Origin of the sequence: Neptunomonas sp., assembly GCF_016744175.1 — a bacterium.
Taxonomy (GTDB): domain Bacteria; phylum Pseudomonadota; class Gammaproteobacteria; order Pseudomonadales; family Balneatricaceae; genus Neptunomonas.
Map to the genome: position 1 here is coordinate 1,661 of NZ_JADGEV010000001.1, position 9,897 is coordinate 11,557.

A 9,897-nucleotide genomic window follows, 5' to 3' on the forward strand; every position below is an offset into this window, starting at 1 on the left:
CGTAATTAATGCGCTAGGTGAGTCGATTAACGAACTTGCATAAGCTTGCAACAATAAAAAAATTCGAGGAAAGAAGATGACAACTGTAGGCCATTTAATAAACGGTGAAATGCGTACTGATGCAGCGCGTACTCAAGATGTATTTAACCCAGCAACAGGTAAAGCTACTAAGCAAGTGGCGTTGGCATCAGCAGAAACAGTGGAAGAAGCGATTGCTGCTGCACAGGCTGCTTTCCCAGAATGGCGTAATACGCCAGTGGGTAAACGTGCGGCTGTTATGTTTCGATTTAAGGCTTTGTTAGAGCAAAACGCTGATAAAATTTGTCAAATGATCGGTGAAGAACACGGCAAAATTAGCCATGATGCAGCAGGCGAATTACAGCGTGGTATTGAGAATGTTGAGTATGCTTGTGGTGTTGCCGAGCTGCTTAAGGGCGAGCATAGTAAAAATGTAGGCCCAAATATTGATTCATGGAGTGAGTTTCAGCCGTTAGGTGTGGTTACAGGGATTACTCCTTTTAACTTCCCTGCGATGGTGCCGTTATGGATGTACCCTATGGCTATCGCCTGCGGTAACACATTTATCTTGAAGCCTTCTGAACGTGATCCTAGCTCTACGTTGTTTATTGCTCAACTGCTACAAGAAGCGGGCCTTCCTAAAGGTGTTATGAACGTAGTTAACGGTGATAAAGAAGCGGTTGATGTACTGTTAACAGATGTCCGTGTTAAAGCAGTAAGTTTCGTTGGCTCAACACCGATTGCTGAGTATATCTACAGCACAGCTAATGCCAATGGTAAGCGCTGTCAGGCTTTAGGTGGGGCTAAAAACCATGCGATTGTTATGCCTGATGCTGATATGGATAATGCAGTAAACCAGTTATTGGGTGCTGCTTTTGGTTCATCAGGTGAGCGTTGTATGGCTCTATCTGTTGCTGTTGCTGTGGGTGATCAGGCGGCAGATGCGTTGGTCGCTAAAATGAGTGCTGCCATGCAGTCATTAAAAGTTGGCGCAGCCACGGATAGCAGTAATGATTTTGGTCCTGTTATTACACGCCAGCATCAGCAGAAAGTTGTGGGCTATATCGATAGTTCAGAAAAAGACGGAGCAACCATTGTTGTTGATGGTCGTAACCCTCAAGTAGCTGGCTATGAAGAAGGTTTCTTTGTTGGTGCAACATTGATTGATGGCGTAACGCCTTCAATGGTTAGCTATCAGGAAGAGATTTTTGGCCCTGTATTGCAAATCGTACGTGTTAATACGATGGATGAAGCGATGCAGCTGATCAATGATCATGAATACGGCAATGGTACTTGTATCTTTACCCGTGATGGCGAAGCAGCACGTTACTTCTCTGATAATATTCAGGTGGGTATGGTCGGAATCAATGTACCACTACCTGTGCCTGTTTCTTATCACAGTTTCGGTGGTTGGAAGCGCTCATTGTTTGGTGATCTTCACGCGTACGGTCCTGATTCAGTACGTTTTTACACTAAACGTAAAACGATTACTCAGCGCTGGCCTTCAAGCGGTGTACGTGAAGGTGTATCGTTTTCTTTCCCTAGCTAGATGTTTTTCTGAGGAGCTATGTTTTGCTCCTCAGATTTTCTCCCTGGAGTAGTCAGTTCTATCTTTGATAGCGCCTACTTTTCCGATAGTGACTACTCTATCAACAAGTTTTACTTTATTGCTAGCACTATCCTTTTGCAGGCTTCTGATCTATCAGAGCCTGCTTTTTTTGTGAGTACGGTAAGAAGACAGCAATAATGAAAGCAGAGGGTGGTTATTCTGAGCTAGCGTGGAGGCTATTAATCGCAGACTTCTCTTTAGCTAGTCGTGGTTCGATGTTTTCTTTTGTCAGTTTGAACTCAGTATTGCTTGATAGAATGTGTTCAATAATCACTTCTCCAAGCTCTTCTCGGTAGTGTGATGGTTCCCAATACCATTTCATAAACTCCCCACGCCCTTTGGGTACCGGCTCAAGAGTGTATCGGTTGAAACCACTGAAATCTAATAGGGTTCCCTGAGGGAAAAAGTCTAATGTGGATAACTGGTTAACTAGCTTTCGTTTCCACGCTAGATAAAGTTCGAAATGGCCTGTTTGATTAACAATCTCAAGATAGCGATGGTGATAAGGACTGATAAAGATATCTAGTTTAATACCTTTGTTCTTTAGCGTATCAACCAATATTTTCAAAGAGTTAGCGCTGCTAGATTGCCCCTGTTTATCCGCTAGGCTATATGATTTCCCGTCTAGCCTTTTTAGTAGCTCTTGCCGTTTTTGGTCAAACAACGCTTGAGTGCCTTCATTATTGACGATAGGGATAAAACCTTGCGCTTGATTGAATCCATCCAGGGTTGTGTAGTTTGTCTGTTGGTGTTGTCTTGCCAGGGTTTTGATACTCGCAAGGGTAGTATCCAGCGAATATAAAGTAGCTAAGCGCGCTTTTATATTATTGTTGAAGTAATAAGGGTTGGGCTGTTGTAGTAAAGTTAGTGGCATATTAGAGCTAGGATAAGGTTTAGGCGGCCAGTTAACTGTAGATGTTGAGCGTTGAAGAAAATCTAAAAAATCGATGCTTAGTATTACGCGCTCAGGTGTGCTTGTTTCCAGCAGGTTTAGTAGGTGTTTGGTTTGTGTACCTACTCCTGCACCTCTTATTCCAAGGTTATAGACTGTTTTCCCTTTAAAATGAGTGCTGCTGGGATTGAGGCCTAACTCTGGCCGAGAGTTACCTAATATGACGATGTCGGAATTAACGTGACGCCATTGATAAGCTTTTGTTAGGTATATTTTGTCTCCGGCTTCTGTTTTATGACAATTTAAACCCTCTACACAACGGTTGTGCCATATGGCGAATGGGTCTACTGCCCAGTTTAATGAAGCGATAATGATTAGCAGTAAAACTGTGACAGTAGAAAATTGCTTTAGATATGTGTTCATACTGCCCTTTAAAACTGAAAGTAGAGGAAATCGCTGACTTGCCCAAGCGTCATTAAACCAATGACAAGTAATAAAGATGAAAAGCTTGCCCATACCAGTGCCGGTTGCCAAGCAAGCTTACGTATGAAGCGTGGAGCAAGCCAAAAACCTGCGCCTGCTGTTTCTTCTATATTGGTTAGCGATGCGTGATGCTGGCGAAATAGATCTTGTACAGTAGGTAAACAAACAACAACAGGGATAAGTAATAGGCAATAGATCCATGCTGATACTAAATGGCTTGCACCGCCGTGGTAGCCTGTCACGCCCCATGATTGAAGTATCACACCTACCTCACCTAAGCGGGCTAGGATGGCCATTGGTATCGCGACACCATTAAGCCCAACCATTCCTTGTAAAATACTTAATGCACCATCTAAGCTAGTGGCACGGAAAAAGCCCCATGCAACAATGACAGCCAGCATAGTGATGAGCCAAGCAATAGATGCATGCAATTGTAACCAGGCATGGCGTTCACTCAATAAGCGCCAGCCTTGATGTACCGCTAAAAAGCCTCCGTGGAGGGCTCCCCAAATGACAAAGTTCCAACCGGCACCATGCCATAGCCCACCTAATAGCATAGTCGTCATAAGAAAAAGATAACGATAACCTTGTCCTTTACGATTCCCCCCTAGAGGTATGTAAATGTAATCTCTGAGAAAGCGCGATAGTGTAATGTGCCAGCGTCGCCAAAACTCGGCAATAGAGCGGGCTTTATAAGGAGAGTAAAAGTTAAGAGGGAGAATGATGCCAAACATGCGAGCTAATCCCAGCGCCATGTCTGAATATCCTGAAAAATCGAAATATATCTGGAAGGTATAAGCGAGTATGCCAGACCATGCGAGTAATAAGTCAGGTGCAGAACCTGCATCTGCTGCATTAAATACAGGGTTAGCGTAGTCGGCCATACCGTCGGCTATCACTGTTTTCTTAAAAAGGCCAATCGCAAAAATACTGATGCCGATTGCTATATGATTAGCGTTAACACGAAACGCATTATTACTTTGGAATTGCGGCAGCATTTCTTTGTGATGGACGATAGGTCCGGCTATCAATTGTGGGAAGAAAGTTACAAATAAAGCGTAATGAATAAAGCGATATTCTTCAGTCACCTGTTTGTAGGAGTCGACTAGATAAGCAATTTGTTGAAACGTAAAAAAGGATATCGCCAATGGCAAAACTATATTTTCGATAGACCAGTCACTATTGGTTAACCAGGCTAGATTGAAGACCAGAAAACCTGCATATTTGAAGTATCCTAAAACAGCAAGGTTGCCTACTACCCCCGCAGTTAGTAACCATTTGCATTTTCTATTGTAGATATGCCGGCCCAGATGGTAGTTACATACCATTGAGCTAAGAATAATCAGAAGATAGCTTGGATCCCACCAGCCGTAAAAAAACAAGGATGATAATACTAACCAGAGTATGGCTGATTCGTTACCGAAGCGGCTGGCTATCCAAAAGAAGCCAAATAAAACAATAGGAACAAATCCAAAGATGAATTCGGCGGAATTAAATAGCATTAAATACCTTTCTTATTTGAAGATCCGTTCGTTAAGGGTTCCAGTATATTATCATTGGGGGGTGTAAAAAACTGCAGGCTTTTAGTTCTGATTTTTTTAAAAAGAGAGATGTGAATAGCAGGTGAATATAGCTTTTTCTAAAGCTAAAAAGCAGACGAATCTAAATCTAGATTCGTCTGATGAAAAGCGAAATACGTTATAAGTAGTTTAATTCCCCATGACTAAATGCGGTAAAAACAGTGACAGTTCCGGAACAAATGTTACCAGTAACACCATGGGTAAGTGGCCGAAGCAGAGAAACTTTAGGGTGGGTTTTATGTATTTATCCAACGAGAGTTTGCTAACCCCGCCCGCCATATAAAGCATCGGAGCGCAGGGTGGCGATACATTACCTAAACCTAAGTTCACGCCAACGACAGCAGCAAAATGAATAGGATCTATGCCTAGCTGTTGTATGACTGGCAAGAAGATTACCGCTGCCAATACACTGCCTGAAATATCGTCAACTATCATGCCGATAAGTAGCAGTAGAACATTGATTAATAACAAAATCACATACTTGTTATCCGATATCTGCAGTAATGCTTCTGCTAACTCTTTAGGGACTTGCTCAAGAATCATCGCCCGGCTCATGATGAACAAGAAAAACAGGACAGCCATAATGGAGCCTGTCATAGTTACTGCTCTTACGGTAACGGATCCAAGGCTGCGTAGTGATAAGCCTTTATAAACAAAGAGCCCTACAGGGATAGCATAGATCACAGCAATGGCTGCTGCTTCAGTTGGTGTGGCGATACCGCTATAAATAGCGCCAAGAATAATGATCGGCATAAGCAGAGCAAATCCTGCACTGTAACCTGCTTTAGCAACACCCACCGTCGCTTCTTTAAACGAAAGTGGTGCTTCTACTTTGATTTGATCATTATTACGTAAGAACCAGAAGTTCAGTATGCAGTAAAGCAGTGTAAGCATAATCCCTGGGATGATTGTTGACAGAAACGCCGCGCCTACTGAAAGCCCGCCTGTTATCGAAAAGATGATCATGGGAATACTGGGGGGGATCATCAATGCCAAGACAGAAGAGCAAGCAACTAAGGCTGTGGCATGACCCTCTGGGTAGCCTTCTCTCACCATGCGCGGAATCATAATTTGGCCGATTGCCGCGATAGCGGCAGATGAACTACCAGAAATTGCGCCAAATAATGCACAAGTAAGCACGGTAACTGCGCCTAATCCGCCTTTGATTCGGCCTACGAAGGCGTTAACAAAGTTGAGTAACTTATCGGATATCCCGCCTTCGGCCATTAATATGCCGGCAAAGATGAATAACGGTAAGGCTAGTAATGCAAAGCCACTGGCCGTTTTAAAGCCGTGAGGGATCAAAAAAGATATGTTATTGCCTGTGGTGTAGGCAAAAGTGAGTGCGCCAATACCGAAAGAAAAAGCAACAGGGATTTCAGCCAGCAGTAAAATGACAACCAGCAGCATAGTAAGAAGAAAAATAGTCATTTTAGGTTACTCCTGATGACAACGAGCCTGACGGCTTTTACGTAATGCTCGAAACTCATTGATAGCTTCCAGAAGAAAGTAGCCAGCCATCATTGAAAAGCCCACAATCATGCTGCCGCTCCAGAGCCCACGAGGCCATTGGAGGTTAATGCTCATGCGCCCTTTATCAATAACGAACAGTGCATACTTGAAGGCGAAGTAACCAAAAATACAAGCCGCTGTCATACTGATAATAGAGCCTGCAAAACGAATCATGTTGATTTTGTAAGGGTCGGTAATGATGAGGGTAACAATGCCGCCGTGTATGTGTTCTCGTACACGGGTTGCGTAACCCATACCTAAAAAGTAGATCCAAACACCCAGTAATACAGCCGCTTCTTCTATGCCTGCGAAAGGGGATTCGATCACATAACGCATGATGATCTGGCCGAACATTAAAAAAGATAAACCGAGCCCTGCCATGATCATCAGTACACGAAAAATCCAGTCGAGAATCTGCTCGAATTTTATTAAGAAGCGTTCTATACCTTGAGGCTTATCTTCAGGAATAGCGCTTAGGTGAGGGGGAGCGGGGTGGTCAGATAGGTCGGGATCAAAGTTATAAACGCTGCTATCACCCGCAGTGTGTTTTTGCACGGTCATCGGGGCTACCTCAAAGAGGTTGGAGGAAATGCCGCCATCTCAGAGAGAGGTGGCGGCGTAGACATCATTAACTAATTTTAAATTTTGATTAGTTAATGCCTGCGATTTTTCGCATCATGCCCATGATTTCGCTACCCACGATTTTTTCCATGTATGGCCATTCGCTGGCATACAATGCTTGCTTTGCTTTTTCCAGCTCTTGGTCATTTAGCTCTACGATTTTAATACCGTGGTCGCGTACTTTTTCCAAATAACTGTTGTCGATTGCTTCAGCTTCTTGCCATGCCCATTTGAGTGTGTCGTTAGCGGCGGCTTGAATCTTCTCGCGCTCAGCTGCTGGTAGATTTTCCCACCAATCTTTATTGACTAACCAAAAAGCATGTTCAAAGTAGTCACGTGTCAGAATGTAGCTTTCTAGCACATCGCGCATCTGCCATATTTCAACAGCAGGACCAAAAGCGCGCCCATCAACTGTGCCTAGCTGAAGCCCTGTATAAAGCTCAGAAAAAGGCATTGGTACAGCAGAGAAGCCCCAGTTTTTAAAGCGCTGAACAGCAAGTGGTGTAGGTACTACACGCATTTTTATGCCTTTAGCATCTTCTGGGAAGTTTGTAGGGATTTTTCCTACACCTTTACGGATAGTGATAGAACCAAAGCCTGCAGGAATAATACCTAAAGAGACAAGATCGTTGTCAGCAAGAATTTTGTTATACACATCAAGCATTGGGCCGTTAGGGCCATAAACTTCACGGGCTTTGTCCCAGCTATCAACAACATAGCCCAGCCATGTTAGATCTAAACGACCATCAAACTCAGAAGCACCATACGTCATCGTCATGGGAATGACGCCTTGCATGGCTTGTTCAAATTGTGAAGTCCAGTCACCTAAATCACCGCCAGGATGATAGTCTGCTGAGTAGCTTGAATTCTTGGTTGCTAATTCAGCCATAAATTTTTCAGAAGATGCATGGAAAATATGATCTGTCGTCATTGCTTGAGCAAGAATGAATGTTTCATCTGCTTGAGATGATTCAACAATCGACATGGACAGTGTTGTTGCGAGTGCGCAGCTTGTAATAATAGATTTGACGTTGTTCGTAAATGTCATAGTGACCTCTGATATTTTTTTTGTATGGTCATTCCGTGCTTCATTCGATGTGAAGCATGATGATTCTGCGTTAAGCAGAAAGTTGGTTAAATCCTAAATATTTTTAATACAGTTAAGTAATTACTTAACTGTATTGTTTTAGAGGTCAGGTTAAATTTCTTAGGATTGGGTGGTGTTGGTAAGGTTTTCTAGGTAGGTTTGTAAGACTAAATTGGAGCGCGCACCCTTGCGGGTTATCGCAGAGAACTGAGTCGAATAGTTATATTTTTCAGGGAGTAAGGCGCGCATTTTTCCTGCGCCTACCCATTGCTCAGCTAAGTGTGCCGGTAAATAACCAATGTAACGCCCTGTGAGAATAAGGAAGGCAATGCCTTCTCTATCAGTGGCGGTTGCGGTTGATTTTAATTGCTGGTGGCAGGCTTTGATTTCGGGCGTTTGTGCATACGCGGGCACGACCGCATCCCAATCATCAAGCGTTTTTAATGCAGTGTTTTTTGCCTCAAAGAGAGGATGATCCAATGAGCAGTAGAGCTGGGATTCTTCCTGGTAAAGCGGAAAGTAGTGAAGGCCTGCAAGAGGACGTAAGTCCGGTACTATTCCAATATGTAACCGACCATCAAGTACACCTAACTCTATCTCGTTAGGGGGGCTCATCCGGATATTTATCGTTACGTCTGGCCCTTGGGTTTTTAGTGCTGATAGCGCGTTAGTAATCCTCATATGTGGCATGGTAACGAGGTTATCAGTGATGCCTATGTTTAACTCACCTTTGAGTTGTGTATGCAGCGTGTTGACTTGGGTGCGAAAGTCTTCAAGAGAGGAAAGTAGTTGCAGTGTATAGTGATAAATCTGCTCTCCTTCTTCTGATAAAGAAAACCCTGACCTTCCTCGTTGGCAGAGCCGAAAACCAAGGCGGCTTTCAAGGTCTGACATGGCAATACTGATAGCCGCTCTACTAATATTAAGTTCAACTTCAGCAGCTGAAAATCCCCCACATTCGACAACTACTTTGTATATTCGAAGTAAGCGAAGATCAATATCGCTTAGCTGACCTTTGAATTTTATTTTGCTCACGATATTGCTCTTGTTTGGTATTTTAGGTTTGATTTTATTTTAGTAAACGGTTTTATATTACTTTTTTTTAAACTTAAATGTGAAGTTCAACGTGGATTGAGCGCCTTTATTATCTTTACTAAGAATGTATATATTTGTTTCATGGCAAATTTTTGGATAAATACCACAAACTTAGTGTCTTATCAGTAGAGACTTGAGTGTTAAAAATTTTTAGGATTAGTTTGAGGAGTCGCATTACGGCGCTATTTAATTGATCGAGTACGCTATACTCATTAACAGAATGCGTTAGTAGTGCAAGGTTAGGAACTTGTTATGCAGTTACACACCTATTCAGCGGTAAAAGATATATTCCCAACTGATTACTGTAGAGAGTTGTCAATGTTTGGGGCTTTAAGCGATGACTGTTTAGGGCACTTGTTGTCTGAAGGGCGAATCCGTTTTTGTGAACAAGACGATTTACTGTTTTCGCCAGGGGAAGAATCTGGGCATTTCTTTGTGTTGCTTAGCGGTCGAATCGGTTTTTCTCGCCAGAAGAAAGACAAAAGCATTTTCATTAGAAGTTTCAATGTGGGCGAGCAAATAGGCTTTGTCGGAATGATTGGTCTACATGAGCGTAGAGGTCATGCTATTGCTCAAGAGCCAAGCTATGTGTTAGAAATTTCATCATCTTTATTTCATCAGGTTTGTGAGAAATTCCCCGCGGACTTTGTTATCTTTCTTATTAATATCACCCGTGAAATGAGTCGTGAGATTAATCTCTTAGATGGGCTTTGTGCTGACCTAAATACAGAAAAATCTACGGCTGCAATTAAGACTAAAAAAAATGCACATCTATGACGAGTGAACTATTGCCTTAGTCTGGTGAAGCCGTGTGATCTAAAGGATGGATCTTAGCAGGGCGTTTTCTGTCTGCCAGTTCTGAAATGAGCATGCCAGATAGTATCAACCCAGCGCCTATCATACCTTTTTCACCAAGGGTTTCATCTAAAAACAACCATGCTGATATGTGGGCAAACACGGGCTCTGCTGCAAAAATAAGCGCTACTTTATGCGGCTCAAG

Annotated in this window: 9 protein-coding genes; 2 read left to right on the top strand and 7 right to left on the bottom strand. The window is 42.9% G+C overall.

The genetic code is table 11. The features are described 5' to 3' along the window. Positions 1 to 76 precede the first annotated feature (76 nt). A complete protein-coding gene (locus tag QZZ55_RS00010; RefSeq protein ID WP_293263993.1) occupies positions 77 to 1,567 on the top strand; it encodes a CoA-acylating methylmalonate-semialdehyde dehydrogenase in 1,491 nt (496 codons plus the stop codon). 214 nt (positions 1,568 to 1,781) lie between these two features. Here the strand turns inward: QZZ55_RS00010 and QZZ55_RS00015 are convergent, their stop codons facing one another. The 6 genes from QZZ55_RS00015 to QZZ55_RS00040 all read right to left on the bottom strand — a co-directional run bounded on the left by QZZ55_RS00015 (position 1,782) and on the right by QZZ55_RS00040 (position 8,837). After that, the gene (locus QZZ55_RS00015) at positions 1,782 to 2,942 is read right to left on the bottom strand and encodes a hypothetical protein (RefSeq protein ID WP_293263995.1); all 1,161 of its coding nucleotides are present in this window, start codon (positions 2,940 to 2,942) and stop codon (positions 1,782 to 1,784) included. An 8-nt stretch (positions 2,943 to 2,950) separates the two neighbouring features. Then, positions 2,951 to 4,504, bottom strand: a complete 1,554-nt coding sequence (locus QZZ55_RS00020; protein ID WP_293263997.1) for an MBOAT family protein — start codon at positions 4,502 to 4,504, stop codon at positions 2,951 to 2,953. 207 nt (positions 4,505 to 4,711) lie between these two features. Beyond that, on the bottom strand, positions 4,712 to 6,013 hold the full coding sequence (locus QZZ55_RS00025; protein WP_293263999.1) for a TRAP transporter large permease: 1,302 nt from the start codon (positions 6,011 to 6,013) through the stop codon (positions 4,712 to 4,714). 6 nt (positions 6,014 to 6,019) lie between these two features. Further along, positions 6,020 to 6,655 carry a TRAP transporter small permease subunit gene (locus tag QZZ55_RS00030; RefSeq protein WP_293264001.1) on the bottom strand — a complete coding sequence of 212 codons (636 nt, stop codon included), beginning with the start codon at positions 6,653 to 6,655 and terminating at the stop codon, positions 6,020 to 6,022. 88 nt (positions 6,656 to 6,743) lie between these two features. Next, positions 6,744 to 7,763: a TRAP transporter substrate-binding protein DctP gene (dctP, locus tag QZZ55_RS00035; protein WP_293264003.1), complete on the bottom strand. Its 1,020-nt coding sequence runs from the start codon at positions 7,761 to 7,763 to the stop codon at positions 6,744 to 6,746. Between the two features lie 159 nt (positions 7,764 to 7,922). Continuing rightward, positions 7,923 to 8,837, bottom strand: a complete 915-nt coding sequence (locus tag QZZ55_RS00040; protein WP_293264005.1) for a LysR family transcriptional regulator — start codon at positions 8,835 to 8,837, stop codon at positions 7,923 to 7,925. A gap of 312 nt (positions 8,838 to 9,149) precedes the next feature. On the opposite strand from QZZ55_RS00040, the gene QZZ55_RS00045 reads away from it, so the two are divergent. After that, complete coding sequence (locus QZZ55_RS00045; protein ID WP_293264007.1) at positions 9,150 to 9,674, top strand: cyclic nucleotide-binding domain-containing protein; 525 nt, start codon at positions 9,150 to 9,152, stop codon at positions 9,672 to 9,674. A 16-nt stretch (positions 9,675 to 9,690) separates the two neighbouring features. Here the strand turns inward: QZZ55_RS00045 and QZZ55_RS00050 are convergent. Further along, the coding region (locus tag QZZ55_RS00050) for a DMT family transporter (RefSeq protein WP_293264009.1) at positions 9,691 to 9,897 on the bottom strand (207 nt) is incomplete at its 5' end.